Origin of the sequence: Pseudomonas sp. IT-347P, assembly GCF_949768005.1 — a bacterium.
In the GTDB taxonomy this organism is placed as follows: Bacteria; Pseudomonadota; Gammaproteobacteria; order Pseudomonadales; family Pseudomonadaceae; genus Aquipseudomonas.
This window is the reverse complement of record NZ_CATKPQ010000022.1, coordinates 494740-511539: the sequence shown is the minus strand read 5'-3', so window position 1 is coordinate 511539 and position 16800 is coordinate 494740. Positions and strand designations below refer to the sequence as shown.

The 16800-nt window shown below is 60.0% G+C and carries 16 protein-coding genes; 7 read left to right on the top strand and 9 right to left on the bottom strand.

Going from position 1 to position 16800, the window contains the following annotated elements; genetic code table 11:
• Nucleotides 1-12 precede the first annotated feature (12 nt).
• Both ACM6IV_RS11070 and ACM6IV_RS11065 read left to right on the top strand, forming a co-directional pair.
• Entirely contained in the window at nucleotides 13-720 is a 708-nt protein-coding gene (locus ACM6IV_RS11070; RefSeq protein WP_414869995.1) for a response regulator, read from the top strand.
• On the top strand, nucleotides 721-2007 hold the full coding sequence (locus tag ACM6IV_RS11065; protein WP_414869994.1) for an ATP-binding protein: 1287 nt from the start codon (nucleotides 721-723) through the stop codon (nucleotides 2005-2007).
• Nucleotides 2008-2188: 181 nt separating this feature from the next.
• Here the strand turns inward: ACM6IV_RS11065 and ACM6IV_RS11060 are convergent, their stop codons facing one another.
• Nucleotides 2189-2677 (bottom strand): GFA family protein, encoded by a 489-nt coding sequence (locus tag ACM6IV_RS11060; RefSeq protein ID WP_414869993.1) that lies wholly within the window; start codon nucleotides 2675-2677, stop codon nucleotides 2189-2191.
• Nucleotides 2678-2816: 139 nt separating this feature from the next.
• Between ACM6IV_RS11060 and glsB the strand changes: the two genes are divergently transcribed.
• Together glsB and ACM6IV_RS11050 are read left to right on the top strand one after the other, a co-directional pair.
• Complete coding sequence (glsB, locus tag ACM6IV_RS11055) at nucleotides 2817-3725, top strand: glutaminase B (protein ID WP_414869992.1); 909 nt, start codon at nucleotides 2817-2819, stop codon at nucleotides 3723-3725.
• A 189-nt stretch (nucleotides 3726-3914) separates the two neighbouring features.
• Nucleotides 3915-5417 (top strand): aldehyde dehydrogenase family protein, encoded by a 1503-nt coding sequence (locus ACM6IV_RS11050; RefSeq protein WP_414869991.1) that lies wholly within the window; start codon nucleotides 3915-3917, stop codon nucleotides 5415-5417.
• 65 nt (nucleotides 5418-5482) lie between these two features.
• Here ACM6IV_RS11050 and ACM6IV_RS11045 read toward each other — a convergent pair whose 3' ends face one another.
• From ACM6IV_RS11045 to cynS, 3 genes are all read right to left on the bottom strand, one after another.
• Nucleotides 5483-6142: a carbonic anhydrase gene (locus ACM6IV_RS11045; protein ID WP_414869990.1), complete on the bottom strand. Its 660-nt coding sequence runs from the start codon at nucleotides 6140-6142 to the stop codon at nucleotides 5483-5485.
• A gap of 12 nt (nucleotides 6143-6154) precedes the next feature.
• Nucleotides 6155-6391, bottom strand: coding sequence for a DUF2790 domain-containing protein (locus ACM6IV_RS11040; RefSeq protein WP_414869989.1), 237 nt, complete (start codon nucleotides 6389-6391; stop codon nucleotides 6155-6157).
• Between the two features lie 82 nt (nucleotides 6392-6473).
• Nucleotides 6474-6941 (bottom strand): cyanase, encoded by a 468-nt coding sequence (gene cynS, locus ACM6IV_RS11035; RefSeq protein WP_194934597.1) that lies wholly within the window; start codon nucleotides 6939-6941, stop codon nucleotides 6474-6476.
• 121 nt (nucleotides 6942-7062) lie between these two features.
• Between cynS and cynR the strand changes: the two genes are divergently transcribed.
• Nucleotides 7063-7956 carry a transcriptional regulator CynR gene (gene cynR, locus ACM6IV_RS11030; protein ID WP_414869988.1) on the top strand — a complete coding sequence of 298 codons (894 nt, stop codon included), beginning with the start codon at nucleotides 7063-7065 and terminating at the stop codon, nucleotides 7954-7956.
• Nucleotides 7957-8289: 333 nt separating this feature from the next.
• Here cynR and ACM6IV_RS11025 read toward each other — a convergent pair whose 3' ends face one another.
• The 3 genes from ACM6IV_RS11025 to ACM6IV_RS11015 form a co-directional block, all read right to left on the bottom strand.
• Nucleotides 8290-8619, bottom strand: coding sequence for a hypothetical protein (locus tag ACM6IV_RS11025; RefSeq protein WP_093437124.1), 330 nt, complete (start codon nucleotides 8617-8619; stop codon nucleotides 8290-8292).
• Between the two features lie 510 nt (nucleotides 8620-9129).
• Complete coding sequence (locus ACM6IV_RS11020; RefSeq protein WP_414869987.1) at nucleotides 9130-9633, bottom strand: GNAT family N-acetyltransferase; 504 nt, start codon at nucleotides 9631-9633, stop codon at nucleotides 9130-9132.
• 47 nt (nucleotides 9634-9680) lie between these two features.
• On the bottom strand, nucleotides 9681-11624 hold the full coding sequence (locus ACM6IV_RS11015) for a DNA topoisomerase III (RefSeq protein WP_414869986.1): 1944 nt from the start codon (nucleotides 11622-11624) through the stop codon (nucleotides 9681-9683).
• A gap of 231 nt (nucleotides 11625-11855) precedes the next feature.
• Between ACM6IV_RS11015 and ACM6IV_RS11010 the strand changes: the two genes are divergently transcribed.
• On the top strand, nucleotides 11856-12218 hold the full coding sequence (locus ACM6IV_RS11010) for a DUF427 domain-containing protein (RefSeq protein ID WP_414869985.1): 363 nt from the start codon (nucleotides 11856-11858) through the stop codon (nucleotides 12216-12218).
• A gap of 55 nt (nucleotides 12219-12273) precedes the next feature.
• On the opposite strand, the gene ACM6IV_RS11005 is transcribed toward ACM6IV_RS11010, so the two are convergent.
• Together ACM6IV_RS11005 and ACM6IV_RS11000 are read right to left on the bottom strand one after the other, a co-directional pair.
• Nucleotides 12274-13896 carry an MFS transporter gene (locus tag ACM6IV_RS11005; RefSeq protein ID WP_414869984.1) on the bottom strand — a complete coding sequence of 541 codons (1623 nt, stop codon included), beginning with the start codon at nucleotides 13894-13896 and terminating at the stop codon, nucleotides 12274-12276.
• 134 nt (nucleotides 13897-14030) lie between these two features.
• Complete coding sequence (locus tag ACM6IV_RS11000; RefSeq protein ID WP_414869983.1) at nucleotides 14031-15695, bottom strand: GMC family oxidoreductase; 1665 nt, start codon at nucleotides 15693-15695, stop codon at nucleotides 14031-14033.
• Between the two features lie 133 nt (nucleotides 15696-15828).
• Between ACM6IV_RS11000 and ACM6IV_RS10995 the strand changes: the two genes are divergently transcribed.
• A complete protein-coding gene (locus tag ACM6IV_RS10995) occupies nucleotides 15829-16734 on the top strand; it encodes a LysR family transcriptional regulator (RefSeq protein ID WP_414869982.1) in 906 nt (301 codons plus the stop codon).
• The last annotated feature ends 66 nt before the right edge of the window (nucleotides 16735-16800 follow it).

Here is a 16800-nt window from a genome sequence, read left to right as displayed (position 1 = left end):
CACACGGTCGTTATGGATAACCTGGGTTTTGGCAGACTCCTGCTGGTCGAAGACGATGAGCGTCTGGCGGCGTTGATCGCCCACTTTCTCGAACAACACGGCTACGAGGTGCGCACGGTGCATCGCGGCGACCTGGCCGTGGCTGCCTTTCTCGAATTCAAGCCGAACGTCGTGGTGCTCGACCTGATGTTGCCGGGGCAGAGCGGTTTGCACGTATGCCGCGAGATTCGCAGCGTGTCGGACACGCCGATTGTGATTCTGACCGCCAAGGAAGATGACCTTGACCATATTCTCGGTCTGGAGTCTGGCGCCGATGACTATGTGATCAAACCGATCAAGCCGCCGGTATTGCTGGCCCGGTTGCGGGCGCTGCAACGACGGCAGGTGCCGGACAGCAACGTGGTCAGTTTCATGGAGTTTGGCCAGTTGAGTGTCGACCGCAGTTGCCGGGAAGTACGGCTGGCGGGCGAGGTCGTCGAAATGACCACCATGGAGTTCGAACTGCTGTGGTTGCTGGCCAGCGCGGCCGGCAAAGTGCTGTCGCGGGATGACATCCTCAATCGCATGCGCGGGATTGCCTTCGACGGGCTCAACCGCAGTGTCGACGTGTACATCAGCAAATTGCGCAACAAGCTCAAAGACAATCCTCGCGAGCCAATGTGTATCAAGACCGTGTGGGGCAAGGGGTATCTGTTCAATCCGTTCGCCTGGGAGCTGTAGATGCTGCGGTTATTTCTCGGACTGTTTCTGGTGATGACGATCGGTCTGGTGTTGGCGTTGCAGACGGTCGAGCGCACCTTTGACGCTTTGCTCGATTATCAGATGCAGGACTATAACCGTGAAGCCGTACGCGGACAGGCATGGACGTTAGGCCAACAGTTGCGTGACCTCGACGGCCCGGCCCGGGAAAAACAGCTGGAAACGATCCGCCCGCATTACGGTTTGGGGCTGATGCTGGTCGACGCCTCTGAACTGGCCCTGAGTGACGAGGAAAAAGCCGAGCTGGCCAAAGGGCTGCTGGTGATCCGTGACAAGTACAACCAGTACATTTCCCCGATTGATGAGGGGCCGCAGTTACTCAGCATCCGCTTGCCGGCCGAACCGAGCCTGATGCCGTTCTACATCGCCGCTGCCTACCTGATGATCGCGGTGCTGATTGGCATCGTGCTGTTCTTCTGGGTGCGTCCGCACTGGCGCGATCTGGAGAAACTTCGCCTGGCCGCCGAGCGTTTCGGCGATAACGATCTATCGGTGCGCATCCAGTTGTCGAAGCGCTCGAACATCCGCGATCTGGCCGAACACTTCAACTTGATGGCGGCGCGTATTGAAGGGCTGATTGCCAATCAGCGGGAACTGACCAACGCCGTGTCCCACGAATTGCGCACGCCGATCGCGCGGCTGTCGTTTGAGCTTGATCAACTTAAACAGCAACCTGACGCCAGCCAGAACCGCGAGCTGATTGCCGACATGTACGCCGACCTCGGCGAACTGGAGGAAATGGTTTCCGAACTGCTGACCTATGCCAGCCTTGAGCGTGGCGCGACGGTGATCAAACGGGAAAACATCGAGGCCGCCAATTGGCTCGACAGTGTGGTCGGCAGCGTGGCGCTGGAGGCAGAAGCGGCGGGCGTGCAGTTGCTGATTGCTGATTGCCGGATCGACACGGTGCGCATCGAACCGCGCTTCATGGCGCGGGCGGTGATCAATCTGCTGCGCAACGCAATTCGCTATGCCGAGCAGCGGGTGGAGGTGACGCTGGAGCGCACCGGCGATTACTACGAAGTGCGCGTCAACGACGATGGGCCGGGCGTGCCGGTGGACGGGCGCGAGAAGATCTTTGAACCGTTTTCGCGACTGGACGCGAGTCGCGATCGGCGTACGGGCGGGTTTGGTTTGGGCCTGGCGTTGGTGCGCCGGGTTTCGCAGTCCCATGGCGGGCAAGTTGAGGTGGGTGATTCGCCTTGGGGTGGGGCGTCGTTCCGGATGACCTGGGCGCATCTGGATTAATACTGTGACCTGTACCGGCCCCTTCGCGAGCAAGCCCGCTCCCACAGGTTTCGGCGGCGCGCACAAATCCAATGTGGGAGCGAGCTTGCTCGCGAAGGGGTCAGTCCAATCAGCATTTTTGCTGCTGACCCACCGCTATCGCGAGCAGGCTCACTCCTACAGGGGGGCTGGAATTGCGAGGTCAGCGGGTCAAACCGAGGCGTTCATGCCACTGGGCGATGGATTCCTCGGGGTAGACGTCGAACTGTTGGTCTTTCGATTTGGCCTCCACTTCCACCCAGGTTGCTTTCGAGCCGAGCATCAAGTGCGTGCGTTCCGGCGGCACCGGCAACGGTGTGTCGATGGCCGAGGCGAACGGGTGAATCAGCTCCGGCCACTCGGGGCTGAACAGCCACAGGCCGCTGCCACACAATGAGCAGAAATGTCGCTCGGCGCTGCTGCGATGGGCACGTTTGGCGCCGTCGTCCTTCATCTTCGCGTGGTAGACGCTGATGTGTTTGCGCCCGTGCACCTTGAGGCTCGTCGCGTCGCCGCCGAGGTTGATCGCGTAACCACCGCCGCCCTGGGTCTTGCGGCAGATCGAGCAATAGCAGCGTTGATAAGGGTAGGGGTGGGCGCTGGTGAGGCTGAATGTGACCTCGCCACAATGGCAGGAGCCTTCGAGGTGCATGGTGTGCTCTCCCGTTTTTGAATGTGCGTTTGAGCCTAGAACATTCAGTGCGATGGCGGTCGGTGTGATTCGACGGGCGGGCGCAGCGTCTAGCCCCAGTGTCCCCGCAATCCCATGGGGCGAGACTTCGGAACCCGGCATGCAAGCGCTGTTGAACGAGATTCTTGAGGCTGTCCGCCCGTTGATCGGGCAGGGCAAAGTGGCTGACTACATTCCCGCCCTCGGCACCGTGCCGGCCAATCAGCTGGGCATCGCCGTGTACGGCAACGACGGTGAGATGTACTGCGCCGGTGACGCCGAGACGCCGTTTTCGGTGCAGAGTATTTCCAAGGTGTTCAGCCTGGTGCAGGCGATCGATCATTCCGGCGAAGCGATCTGGGACCGCCTCGGTCACGAGCCGTCCGGGCAGCCGTTCAACTCGCTGGTGCAGCTGGAGTTCGAGCGCGGTCGGCCGCGCAATCCCTTCATCAATGCCGGTGCGCTGGTGATCTGCGACATCAACCAGTCACGTTTCGCTGCACCGACCCTGTCGATGCGCGACTTCGTCCGGCGCTTGTCAGGCAATCCGCAGATCATGATCGACGGCAAGGTCGCCGACTCCGAATACCAGCACCGCGCGCGCAATGCGGCGATGGCGTATCTGATGCAGTCGTTCGGCAACTTTCACAACGACGTCGAAGCGGTGCTGCGCAGCTATTTCAGCCACTGCGCGTTGCGCATGAACTGCATTGATCTGGCGCGGGCGTTCTGCTTTCTGGCCAACGACGGTTTTTGCAAACACAGCGGCGACCAGATCCTCACGCGCCGGCAAACCCAGCAGGTCAACTCGATCATGGCCACCAGCGGACTGTATGACGAAGCGGGCAACTTCGCCTACCGGGTCGGCTTGCCGGGCAAGAGTGGCGTTGGCGGCGGGATTGTCGCGGTGGTGCCGGGGCAGTTCACGGTGTGCGTGTGGTCGCCGGAGTTGAATGCGGCGGGGAACTCGCTGGCAGGAATGGCGGCGCTGGAGATGCTTAGTTCGCGGATTGGCTGGTCAGTGTTCTGATCCGATTACACAAACACCACAAAACCCTGTGGGAGCGAGCCTGCTCGCGAAGGCGTCAGGTCAGCCAACATTGATGTATCAGATCCACCGCTTTCGCGAGCAAGCTCGCTCCCACAGGGTTAGCGGTTGCTTTGGAGGTTTGTGTTCCTATACATTTTCCGGCCGCTCCCTGCATGGTGAATCCGCTTCATGTCTCTCGCGCTCGAACGTCTAGTCGCTGGCACGCCGATCCCTTTCGCTGGTAACCGCGTCACCGTGGTCAGCCCCGAACTGGCGGCGCGCTTTCAGCCCGGTGACCATTTGCTGGTCGAGCAGGTCAGTGGCGAGTTGCTGTTGATTCCCGTAGCGGATCAGCAAGCGGCGTCCGTGGCGATCGAGCGTGCGGCAGCAGCATTCACGGCGTTATCGGCGGTGTCGGATGAGGCCATCAGCCAGTTTTTCGATCTGTTTGCGCAGCGTCTGGAAAGTCCGGAGTGCTGGGCGCACATTGAAACCGCCAACCTTGCCGACATCGAACGGGCCAAGGCACGTGGCCGTTCGACCACCCGACTGCTCGCCGATGAGCGCATGCGCGGTGACATGATCGCTGGCCTGCGCGCCTGGCGGGATGCCGCGGCCACGCGCGGCAAAGTCATCAGCAGCGTCGAGCACGACGGCTGGAAGGTCGAGCAAGTGGTCTCGCCGCTGGGCATCGTCGCGTTTGTCTTTGAAGGCCGGCCGAACGTGTTCGCCGACGCGGCGGGTGTCTTGCGCACCGGCAACACCGCCGTGCTGCGTATCGGCAGCGATGCCTTGGGCACCGCGCAGGCCATCGTCACTCACGCGTTGAACCCGGCGCTGGCCGATGCCGGCCTGCCCGCTGGTGCGGTGTCGTTGGTGGAAAGTGTCAATCATGCCGCCGGTTGGGCGATGTTCGCTGACCGACGTTTATCGCTGGCGGTGGCGCGCGGTTCGGGTCGTGCGGTCAGTCAGTTGGGCAGTATTGCCCAGCAGGCCGGCACCGCCGTCAGCCTGCACGGCACCGGGGGCGCGTGGTTGATCGCGGATCGTGCGGCGGATGCCAAACGTTTCGCCGCCGTGGTGCGCAACTCGCTGGACCGCAAAGTCTGCAACACCCTCAACGTGTGCCTGATCCAGCGTGAGCGCGCCGCGGAACTGGTGCCGTTGTTTCTTGATGCGCTGCAACAGGCCGGTACTGCGCGTGGCCAAGGCTGCAAATTGCACATCGTCGAAGGCAGCGAAGGCTGTTTGCCGAGTGAGTGGCAGAACGCGACCGTCGAGGTCTATCGCGCCGAGGGTTATCAGACCGAAGCACTCGCAGAACCCTTGGCAGAGTCCGAGTTGGGCCGCGAGTGGGAATGGGAAGAAACCCCGGAAGTCAGCCTGATGATCGTCGATGACCTGGATCAGGCGATTGCGCTGTTCAATCGCTACAGCCCGCAATTCACCGTGTCGTTGATCAGTGAGGATGCGCAGGTTCAGCAGCGTTTTTACAACGCGGTCAACGCGCCGTTCGTGGGAAACGGCATTACCCGTTGGGTTGACGGCCAGTACGCGCTGAACAAGCCGGAACTGGGCCTTTCGAACTGGGAGAGCGGGCGCTTGTTTGCACGCAGTGCGATTCTTTCCGGGGACGGCGTATTCACTGTTCGTAGCCGGATGACCCAGATCGATCTCACGGTAAAACGCTGATCCCGTGTAGGCGCTGCCGAAGGTTCGGGCCGCGTTCGGCAGCTCCTATAGAGAGGGCTTGAGTTTCAGGCGGCTGCAATGGCGTTTGCCTGAACCGCGCAAGTCGCCGGTTGCTCGGCCAATGGCACGAACGTGCGGCGGTCCGAGGACAGCGCATCGATCGAGCCGGTCTCGATGTCATACACCCAGCCATGCAGATTCAGCAGGCCTTTCTCCTGTGCCAGACGCACGCTCGGGTGAGTCTGGATATTCGCCAGTTGCGCGATCACGTTTTCGCGCACCATCGAACTCAATTTCGCCGCGTCGTTGGCATGCGGCCGCGCTTCGTTGACTACTTTCGCCGACTCGGCATGTTGCAGCCAGCCGCTGACGGCGGGCAGGTGATCCATGCATTTGCACTGGGCAATCGCGGTCATGGCGCCGCAGTCCGAATGCCCGCAGATGACAATGTCGGTCACACCAAGCACCGCCACTGCGTATTCCACCGTCGCCGAAACCCCGCCCGGATGCGGGCTGTAGGACGGCACGATATTGCCGGCATTGCGGATCACAAACAGCTCGCCGGGTTCTTGTTGGGTCAGCAGTTCCGGCACGACGCGGCTGTCGGAACAGGTGATGAACAACGTGCCGGGCTGTTGCGTGGTCGCCAGGTGTTTGAACAGTTCGGTGCGTTGCGGAAACGCTTCGTTCTGGAATTTCAGGAAGCCATCAATCAGGTTTTTCATGGTGTTGTCCTTTCAGTTCGAGCAACCGCTGCCGAATTCGCTGTATTGAAGAATGTGTTTGCCGCCGTGGCTGTCCAGATACGTCATCTCGACCGGCACCACGCCACACACATCGGCAACCGGAGTAATGCTCAGCACTTGGGCGATATCCAGTGGCATGCCATAGCGGTAGGCGACGGCCTCGTCAGCGGCAAATGCCTGGGCGCAAAAGCCGCCGAGTAGGGCCAGGGTCATTAGAATTTTTTGCATGGGGCAGCCTCCAGGCGCAGGTGGTGACGGGTAGCCATTTGGGATTGGGTTGGCCCGCACGAAGGGTGCGGGCCGGTGCGAATCAGAACGGACGCAGGGGCAGGAACTTGCCGTCGAGGGTGACCACAGCGCGGGAGCCGCCTTCCGGGTCTTCGACTTTTTTGATGTCGAGTTTGAAGTTGATCGCGCTGATGATGCCGTCGCCGAACTGCTCGTGAACCAGGGCTTTGAGGGTGGTGCCGTAGATCTGGATCATCTCGTGGAAGCGGTAGATGGTCGGGTCGGTCGGCACGCCACTGAGGCTGCCACGCAGGGGGATGATCTGCATCGCCGCGACGTCGTCAGCGCTCAGCTCCAGCTTGTCACCAACCACTTGGGCGGCGTTTTCCGGCAGCGGGTGCTGGCCAAGCAGCGCGGCGGTGACGTACGCCAGGCTCAGGCCGGTGTCGTCGGCCAGATCCTGCCATGACAGATCTTTGCGTGCCTTGGCGTCGAGAATGCGGGTGGTCAGGGCCAGGCTGGTGTCGTTGTAGGCGTGGGACTGTTGCATGGTGTCACTCCTTTCAGGGGTTGGCTTGCTGTGTGGGATTGATCTTCTGCTGATTGATCCATAGCGTCCAAGACCGATATACAATGCTTCGCATAAGTCCTGCCTATAGATGGTGTTCCCCATGCTGCTGCGACATTTGCGTTATCTGCTGGCCGTTGCCGATCACGGCGGCTTCACTCGCGCCGCCGAGGCACTGCATGTGTCGCAGCCGACTCTGTCGCAGCAGATTCGCCAACTGGAGGAAACCCTGGGGGTGAACCTGTTCGATCGCACTTCGCGCACGGTCAAGCCCACCGATGCCGGCGAGGCTTATATCGAATGCGCGCGACGGGTGTTGGTGGAGCTAGAGGCGGGCAAGCGCGCGTTGCATGACGTGAAGGATTTGTCTCGCGGGACGTTGCGCCTGGCGATGACGCCGACGTTCATGGCGTATCTGGTCGGGCCATTGGTGCGCGATTTTGCCGCGCGGTATCCGGGGATTCATTTGCAGATTTTCGAGCTGTCGATGGACGACATTGAGGTGGGTCTGGCGGATGACTCGCTGGATATTGCGATTGCGTTTACGCCAGTGCGCAATGCCGATATCGAGTGTATTCCGGCGTTTACTGAAACCTTGGGGATTATGGTCGGGCGGGAGCATCCGCTGTATGACAGCCACTCGGTACTGACGCCGGGGGATATTGCTTCGCTGGACTTTGCCTTGTTGGCGCCGGATTTCATTACGCGGTTATCGGTGGACGAATATTTCCGTCAGCACGGGATTACGCCGCAGGTGCGGATCGAGGTGAATTCGGTGAGTACGTTGCTGGAAGTGGTGCGTCATTCGCCGCTGGCGACGATGTTGCCGCAGGCGATTGCGACGGAGGATCGCGCGTTGCGCCGGTTGCGGGTTGAAGGTGACGCGCCGCAGCGTGGGGCGGCGTTGTTGCGGCGGCGCAATAATTATCACAGTGCGGCGGCGGTGGCGTTTGTGGAGTTGGTGTTGGACATGGGAAGCCCCTCACCCTCACCCTAACCCTCTCCCAGAGGGAGAGGGGACTGACCGAGGTGCTTGTGCGATTTACGCCGACCTGAGAAACCTGAGTCGAACTCAGGTTCTGAAAGCACCATAAATCGGCTCTCTCTTCCTAGGGAGAGGGAACTGACCGAGGTGTTTGTGCGATTTACGCCGACGTGAAATTTTTGAGCCGAACTGAAATTTTGAACGCCGCACAAATCGGCCCCCTCTCCCTCGGGAGAGGGCTGGGGTGAGGGGCTACAATTCCAGCCACGCCAAATCAATGCAAGCGAACAAAAAAAGGCCTGCTTCCTTTAAGGAAGCAGGCCTTTCAATTATTTAATGACTAACTCAGCAGAACCGATCAATCACCCGAACTTCATTCTTGTTCTGCATCGAATCCCACGCCTGTTTTAGCGTTTGCAGAACATTCCCGATGAAGTCCTTGTCGGCCGCAGCCTTCTTGCCAACATAACCGTGGCCGCGACGGTACATCTTCAAGCGGGCCAGCAGGTTCTGATGGTTGCGGTCGAACTCGTCTTCGTCAGCATGGGTCGCCAGGCAGTCGATATGTACCTGACCCGATTTGCTGATCCACAGAATATGGCTGTCGTGGCTGTCTTTCTGCGCAGCGAACATACGAGCCAGTTCTTCGATGGTAGGTTGATTGTTCAGATTCATGATATTGCCCCTTGACCAGTCTGGTGATCTTTCAAAGTTGATTCGCTAATACAGGTAGCCCATCGGTTAGTTGATCCCTGGCACCGAAACCAGGACGTCAGCGCTCGCCCGTGTGCAGTACGGGGTCGTGCATCTGTTGCATGTAGTCGTGTTGAATAACTGCTACGCAATAGCGTCACAACGAGGAGAAGCAGCGAAAACCGGGAGGCTCCTTGACGACATTTACCGTGTCGACCACAAGCGTCTTGAGAATTTTCGCTAGCGCTTCTCGTCCTTGTACTGGACGTTCAGGCCAGGTCAGCTTCTTCAATCTGCCTTGTGGGCAGCGTGTATCCGGAAAAAACAACTCGGCGGTCAGACGAGTTTGCTCAAGCGTGTTACCGATGTTCCCGATCGGGGAACGTCTTCATCATGCAAAAGCAAAACGACGCCGTCAACGGTTTTGTAGTGATTATTTTTGTTCACTACATATTGTCGGACAAAGCTGTTTTGGAATGAGAAAGAATCCGTTCAGGCAACGGAAAAAGGCGTGCGCAGCACGTAGAAGGTGCACGGATAACCGTCAACTTCGCGTTGCTGCAGGGTGAAGTGGCCGTCGCTCAATAACGGAATCAGCCTGGCCCAGAAGCGCTGTGCCGGCAGGTTGGCGTCGATGTGGAAAATCTGCCATTGACCCGGGATGTGGCTCAAGAGGGCAGAGACGACAAACTGCGCGACGCCTTGGCCACGGAAGCGTCGGGCGATGAAGAAATAGCCGATGTTGTGCTCGGCACCGGCGACATGTGTTTCGTCATCGACGGTCAGGAAACCGGCGAGTTCGCCATCGACACGAATCAGGAACGGGCGTGTCGCCGGGTGGCGCCAGTATTCGGTTTTCGGCTGGATCGAGAAGAAGCCGTGCCCGGCGAGCTTCAGCGGCAGCCACTCGCTGAAGTCATACATGTAGAACTGCATGAGGTTCTCGATGATGTCCAGCTCATCGCGCTGTGCGGGTTGCAGTTCGATATTGGCCATGCGCCGGGTTCCTGGAAGTGATGAGCCTGCAGAAACATTAGCGGTTTTTACTTGGCAGCCGGTTTCGCCGTGCGTTTTGTTGTGCCTGTGGTTTTGCTGCGGGTGGATTTGCGTTTCTTCTTCCAGGGGGCCGCGGCTTTGCCGGCCGGAGGCGGCCCGCTGATGGTCAGGCTGAGGCTGGAGCAGCGCGTCACCTGTTTGCTCATCCACGCTGCCTGTTTGGTGACGAATTCTTCCAGGCTCATTTCGCCGCTTTGCACCATGTCCAGCGCCTGCTCCCAGATCGCCGTGGTGCCGGGGTCGGCAATCGCACGCGGCACCGCGTCGATCAGGCTGAATGCGGCCGGGGTAGCGGCCAGGGCCTTGCCGTTTTTGACCAGATAGCCCCGATCAATCAAGCCCTGAATGATCGAGGCGCGGGTCGCTTCCGTGCCGATCCCGGTGGTGTCCTTGAGCTTCTGTTTGAGCAGCGGATCTTCCACCAGTCTGGCGACGTTTTTCATTGCCTTGATCAGATCGCCTTCGGTGTAGGGCTTGGGCGGTTGCGTCCACAGGTCCTTGAACTTGACGCCAGCCACTGCGCACTCAACGCCTTGCTCAAGTGTCGGCAAGGTTTGCGGTGCCGGTGCCTCGCGACCCTTGGCGGGTGCCAGTGCCTCGGGCAATGCGCGTTTCCAGCCCGGTTCGATGATTTGCTTGCCCACTGCACGCAGGTCTTCCCCGGCGCAGTCGAAGTCGGCCTGGGTGCGATCGTATTCGTGATTGGGCAGGAACTGCGCCAGATAGCGCGCACGGATCAGGGTGTAGACCGCGCGGTGCTTGCCATTCAGGCGTTCAAGGTTTTTCGCCGCAGCGGTGGGGATGATGCCGTGGTGCGCGCTGACCTTGGCGTCGTTCCATGCCCGGGATTTGCGTTGCGGCTCCAGAAATCCGTTGAGCGCTTCGAGGCCCGGATCAGCCTGACGCAACGCCGCGAGAATCCCCGGCGCCTCACTGTGCTGGCTCAACGGCAAAAAACCGCAATCACTGCGTGGATAGGTGATGACTTTGTAGGTTTCGTAGAGTGCCTGGGCGATGTCGAGGGTTTCCTGCGCGCCGAGGCCGAGCTTCTTCGAGCACACCTCCTGCAAGGTGCCGAGATCGAAGGGCAGGGGCGCCACTTCGCGCATACGCTCGGTTTTCAGCTTGACCACCCGGGCACTGGCCGCGCTGCTGATCGCAGCCGCCGCTTGCTGGGCCAACGCCTGATTCAGGCAGCGCTCCTGATCATCACAGACATCCGACGGCGCGCGCCATTGCGCGGTAAACGGGATGCCGTTGTGCAGCAGATCGACATCGATCGCCCAGAACGGCACCGGCACGAAATCGGCGATGCTGCGGTCGCGATCCACCACCAGGCGCAACGTCGGCGTCTGCACCCGGCCCACCGGCAACACGCCTTGATAACCCGATTGCCGCCCGAGCAGCGTGAACAGCCGGCTCATGTTCATGCCGATCAGCCAGTCCGCCCGCGAGCGGCCCAGCGCCGAGTGATACAGACTGAATGTCTCGGCGCCTGGTTTCAGTGCGGCCAAAGCCTTGCGGATCGAGGCTTCATCCAGTGCCGACAGCCACAACCGCCGGATCGGCCCGCGATAACGATAGTGTTCGACCAGTTCCCGGGCGATCATCTCGCCCTCACGGTCGGCGTCGGTGGCGATGATCAGCTCGCTGGCCTCGCCGAGCAGGCGCTTGACCACTTTGTACTGGCTGGCCGTGCGCGGCTTGACGGTCATTTTCCATTTGTCCGGAATGATCGGCAGATCGGCCAGCACCCAGCGCTTGTAGCGCGCGTCATAGGCATCCGGCGGGGCGGTTTCGAGCAAGTGGCCGATGCACCAGGTCACCGTGACGTCCGTTCCCAGCCAGCAACCGTCGCCACGCCGCCTGGCGCCGAGCACGGCGGCAATGTCTTTGGCCTGAGAAGGTTTTTCACAGAGGTACAGCCGCATGGCTTCCATCGCTGGTCGGTTTGGGAGGAGCGCACAGGATGGCTGGAGTTCGCGACGGGAGCAACTTTTATCTGTATGAATATACAGATAAAAACCGTTGCCGAACGTGACGTTGTTCAACGACCAGAAACCGATGCAAACCGTCTTACGCCGTTCGGCCGTATTTCCTGCTGGAACCGAAGCCATCAGCTATACCTGAACCGGTCTCTTCGCCGTCTCCAGGAGAAGCTCATGAAAAGCCCCGGTCCCGTGATCAACCTCGAACAACTGGCTGGCTGCCTGCTGGTGAAATTCCACGGCATCCAGGTCGCCGCGTCTTCTCACGCATTGATCCTCCGTGAGGCCAACTACCCGCCGGTCTATTACGTCCCCCGCGAAGACATCGACGAAAAGTATTTCGCCCGTACCGATCACACCAGTTATTGCCCGTACAAGGGCGATGCCAATTACTTCAGCCTGCAAGTGCCGGGGCATGAAGGGGCGAATGCGGTGTGGACTTACGAAAAACCGAAAATCTCGGTCGAGCAGATCAAAAACTACGTGGCGTTTTATCCGGATCAGGTGAAGTTCGAAGTGATCAACGCTGATGCCTGAGCAAAAAAAGCGGCGAGGGTAAAAGCCCTCGCCGATTGAGTTGTCTGGGTGAGTTTCAGTTCTTGTCGAGATCGATATTCTTCGTCTCACGCAAACAGATCATCCCCACCACCAGGCTCACCCCGGTAATCAACACCGGATACCACAGCCCGTAGAAGATATCCCCGGTGTACACCACCAGCGCAAACGACACCGTCGGCAGAAACCCGCCAAACCAGCCATTGCCGATGTGGTACGGCAGCGACATCGAGGTGTAGCGAATGCGCGTCGGGAACAGTTCGACCATCAGCGCCGCGAGCGGGCCGTAGCACATCGCCGAGATGATGATCAGTGCGACGATCAGGGCGACGATCATCGGTTTGTTGATCTGCTGCATATCGGCCTGTTGCGGGTAGCCGGCCAGGGTCACGGCACCGCGCAGGGCGGCTTCGTCGTAGCCGTCGATCTTCACGTCGCCGATGCTGACCTGCACGCCGCTGCCGGCCGGGGCGGCGGCGCTGGAGTAGGGCAGGCCTTGCTTGACCAGGAAGGTTTTGACCTTGTCGCACGGGCTGTCGAATTTAGCCTTGCCCACCGGGTCGAACTGGAAAGTGCAGGTCGCCGGGTCCGCCAGCACCGTGATCGGGGCCTGACGGCTGGCCTGATCGATCGCCGGGTTGGCGTAGTGGGCGAGGGATTTGAAGATCGGGAAGTACAGCGCCGTGGCCAGCAGCAGGCCCAGCATCAGCACCGGTTTACGGCCGACCTTGTCCGACAGCCAGCCGAAAAAGATGAAGAACGGCGCGCCGATGACCACGCTGATGATCAGCAAAGTATTGGCCACTGCCGGGTCCATTTTCAGGAACTGGGTGAGGAAGAACAGCACGTAGAACTGCGCCGCGTAGAAGGTCACCGCTTGCCCGGCGTTGATGCTGAACAGCGCGATCAGCACGACTTTGAGGTTTTCCCATTTGCCGAACGATTCGCGGATCGGCGCTTTCGAGGTTTTGCCTTCCTCCTTCATTTTCAGGTAGGCCGGCGACTCGTGCAGGCTCAGGCGAATCCAGGTGGAAATGCCCAGCAGTACGATCGACAGCAGAAACGGAATGCGCCAGCCCCAGACTTCAAACTGATCGCCGGTGAAGTAGCGGCAACCGAGCACCACCAGCAGCGACAGCAACAGGCCGAGGGTGGCGGTGGACTGAATCCAGCTGGTGTGGAAGCCGCGTTTGCCGATTGGCGCATGCTCGGCCACGTAGGTGGCTGCGCCGCCGTACTCACCGCCGAGCGCCAGGCCCTGCAGCATGCGCAGCACCACCAGAATGATCGGCGCGGCGATGCCGATGCTGGCGTAGGTCGGCAGCAGACCGACGCAGAAGGTCGCCACGCCCATCAGAATGATCGTCGCGAGAAAGGTGTATTTGCGCCCGATCATGTCCCCCAACCGACCGAATACCAGCGCCCCGAACGGCCGCACGATAAAGCCTGCGGCGAAGGCCATCAGCGCAAAGATGAACGCCGTGGTGTCGTTGACCCCGGCGAAAAACTGTTTGCTGATTACCGCCGCAAGGGCGCCGTAGAGGAAGAAGTCATACCACTCGAACACCGTTCCCAGTGATGAAGCGAAGATGACTTTGCGTGTGTCCGGACTGGTCTCCGCGCTGCGCACGGCGTCCAGCGGCTGAACGTGTTCTGACATATCGGTATCCCTCACAGTGATTGTTTTTGTTGTTCCACTGGTGTTGCGTGTCCGGGTGATGCGCGATGCCTTGAATCGGATGTAAATCCCTGTGGGAGCGAGCTTGCTCGCGAAGGCGTCCTGTCAGTCAACCTCTATGTTGAATGATCTACCGCTTTCGCGAGCAAGCTCGCTCCCACCGGTACGGTGTTTACAGCTTTGGAATTGAGGATGAGTTGTGCCGCTTTCTCGGCAATCATCAGCGTAGGCGAACAGGTGTTGCCCGAGGTGATGCGCGGCATGATCGAGGCGTCGGCGATGCGCAAACCAGGCACGCCATGGACGCGCAGCTGTGCGTCGACCACCGCATCGCCGTCATTGCCCATGCGACAGGTGCCGACCGGATGGAAAATCGTCGTGCCGATCTTCGCCGCCGCTTGCTGCAACTCTTCTTCACTTTGCAGGTTGGCGCCGGGCAGATACTCGACCGGTTTGAACGCTTGCAGGGCAGGCGCGCTGACGATGCGTCGGGTCAGACGAATCGCATCTGCCGCCACGCGCAGGTCTTCAGGATGACTGAGGTAGTTGGGTTGAATCAGCGGCGCCTCCTGCGGATCCGCCGAACGAATGTCGATGCGTCCACGACTCTGCGGACGCAAATCGCAAACTGAAGCGGTGAAGGCGGGGAAGCTGTGCAACGGCTCGCCAAAACGCTCCAGTGACAGTGGCTGCACGTGATATTCCAGATTCGCCGAAGTCTGCTCCGGCCCCGACCGCGCAAATGCGCCCAACTGACTCGGCGCCATCGACAATGGTCCGCTGCGGTTATACAGATAGCGCAGGCCCATGCCCATCTTGCCCCAAACGCTGCCTGCGATTTGATTGAGGGTGCGGGCGTTTTCCAATTTGTAGATCAGGCGCAGTTGCAGGTGATCCTGCAGGTTGCCGCCGACGCCCGGCAGCTCATGAATCACGCTGATGCCCAGGCGTTCGAGCAACGGCCGCGGACCGATCCCGGAGCGCTGCAAAATGCTTGGTGATCCGACGGCGCCTGCGCAAAGGACAATCTCCTTGCGTGCCTTGAACTGTTTGACCTGACCTTCGTGACGTGCACTGACTCTTGTTGCGCGACCGTCCTCCAGCAGCACGCGATCAACCTCAACCCCGGTCAGCACCGTCAAGTTCGTCCGGTCACGTACGGGTTTAAGAAAAGCCTTCGCCGCGTTCCAGCGCACGCCGGATTTCTGATTGACCTGAAAGTAGCCGCAACCCTCGTTGTCACCCTGATTGAAGTCATCGATGCTGGCGATGCCGCTCTGCTCGGCAGCACTGCGAAAGGCATCCAGAATCGGCCACGACAGGCGCTGTTGTTCGACCCGCCACTCACCCTTGGCGCCGTGAAATTCAGCCGCACCGGCAAAGTGGTTTTCGCTTTGTTTGAACAGTGGCAGCACGTCGTTCCAGGCCCAGCCCGGATTGCCCTCGGCGGCCCAGCCGTCGTAATCGTTGGCTTGGCCGCGCATGTAGATCATGCCGTTGATGGAGGAGCAACCGCCCAACACTTTGCCGCGCGGATAACTCAGGGCGCGGCCGTTGAGGCCCGGTTGTTGTTCGGTCTTGAAGCACCAGTCGGTGCGCGGGTTACCGATGCAGAACAGGTAACCGACAGGAATGTGAATCCACGCATAGTTGTCGCGCCCGCCGGCTTCGACCAACAGCACGCGCTGCTGCGCATCAGCCGACAGTCGATTGGCCAGCAAGCACCCGGCAGGGCCGGCGCCGACCACGATGTAGTCGTATTCATCGAGGGAAGTCTGCATTCCCTGACCTCGCTTTTTGTTTTTATTGTCGGACACTCTAGTTGTTAGCTTTCGTCAAAAGAATGTTAGTTTTTGCGCAGCCGCTGTGCGTTTTCAAACAGCCTGCATTGACCATAGCCGACAAGGACACGCCATGTTCGACTGGAACGACCTGCGGTTTTTTCTCGAATTGCAACGCAGCGGCCGCCTGCTCACCGCCGCCCGCCGGCTCAACACCACCCACGCCACCGTCGCCCGCCATATCGAAGCCATCGAAAAAAGCCTCGGCACCGCGCTGTTCGTCCAGCACGCCCAAGGCTACGAAATGACCCCGGCGGGGGAGGCGCTGCTTAAACACGCTGAAGCGATGGAAAATGTTGCGTTGCTGGCACAGGAAGAAATCACCCAATCCACTGCGCCACTGGGCAAGATTCGCGTCGGTGTCACCGAAGGTCTGGGCATCAAGTTTCTCGCCAGCCGCATGATCGGCTTGTTCGAACGCTATCCGGGATTGGAAGTGGAACTGGTCGCCGTGCCGCGCTTTGTCAGCATCCTCAACCGTGAAGCGGAAATCAGCATTCATCTGGAGCGCCCGGCGGCGGACATGCTCGTCACGCGCAAACTCACGGACTATCGCTTGGCGCTCTATGCCAGCCAACGCTATCTCGATAAAGCCCCGCCCCTGCACAGTCGCGAAGACCTCGGGCGGCATGCGTGGATCGGTTATGTCGATGATTTGCTGTTCAGCCAGGAGCTGATGTTTCTCAACAGCTTCTGCCGCAGCCCTCGGGTTGTGTTTCACAGCACCAGCGTCATCGCCCAGCAGGAGGCGGCGCGGTCGGGATTGGGCATTGCGGTGTTGCCGTGCTACATGGCCGAGTCTGACCCCGATCTGGTGCCCTTACTGCCGGATGAAAGCATCGAGCGCAGCTATTGGATCAGTACGCGGCGCGAGTTGCACAAATCCGTGCGGCTGCGGGTGGTCTGGGATTATGTGGTGGGGTTGTGTGAGGCGGAGCAGGGGTTGCTGCTGGGCAGGTCGCAGGCCGGCAGCTGTTAATCCTCTTTGGCTGTGCTGGTGTTGGCGCCGCTTTTGCTTGAATAGCGCCAAAGCCTTTGGTAATGG